Below are 208 nucleotides of genomic sequence, written 5' to 3' on the forward strand. Positions count from 1 at the left end.
CGACGAAGACACAGGAAGAGCGATACATTGGGGGCAGCGGTGTTGGATTCTCGGGAAAAGCGACCACTTTACGTTCAGCTCGTGGACGCCCTGCTCTCCGATGTGGTCGGTGCCGGCGGCGAGGGAGAGCAGCTTCCCACCGAAAAGGAACTGTGCGATGAATACGCCGTGAGTCGAACGACTGTGCGTCAGGCGCTCGCGGAGCTGG

The 208-nt window shown here is 61.1% G+C and carries 1 protein-coding gene; it reads left to right on the top strand.

Annotated features, from left to right (window positions below):
- Positions 1 to 81: 81 nt before the first annotated feature.
- Positions 82 to 208, top strand: a 127-nt coding sequence (locus HJV72_RS20590; protein WP_442899306.1) for a GntR family transcriptional regulator, incomplete at its 3' end; no start/stop codon positions are given.

The sequence above is a fragment of the Extibacter sp. GGCC_0201 genome, from assembly GCF_017566055.1.
In the GTDB taxonomy this organism is placed as follows: Bacteria; Bacillota; Clostridia; order Lachnospirales; family Lachnospiraceae; genus Extibacter.